Raw genomic sequence first — 403 nt, 5'->3', positions numbered from 1 at the left:
TCTTCTATCGATGCGTGGCACACCTGTGCTGTACTATGGCGACGAGATCGGAATGGGCGACAACATCTATCTCGGAGATCGCGACGGCGTTCGCACACCGATGCAGTGGTCCCCCGATCGTAACGGCGGGTTTTCTAAAGCCAATCCTGCGCGCTTGGTGCTTCCGCCCGTTTCGGACGCGCAATATGGCTATGAGGCCCTCAACGTCGAATCCCAGACTTCAGACGCGCACTCGTTGTTGAACTGGACGCGCCGAATGCTGGCCTTGCGCAGTCGCCATCCCGCTTTCGGCAGAGGATCGCTCCGATTTCTGACACCGGAGAACCGGCGCATTCTGGGCTATATCCGCGAGCATGACGACGAGGTGATACCTATATCCGCGAGCATGACGACGAGGTGATAC

Annotated in this window: 1 pseudogene; it reads left to right on the top strand. The window is 58.3% G+C overall.

Annotated elements, in window-relative coordinates:
* Window positions 1-391, top strand: a pseudogene (locus AC1DIX_RS28075) (alpha-amylase family glycosyl hydrolase); the annotation flags it as partial.
* Window positions 392-403: the final 12 nt, after the last annotated feature.

The organism is Massilia sp. 05N420 (assembly GCF_056397205.1).
This window is presented reverse-complemented; position numbering and strand designations above follow the sequence as displayed.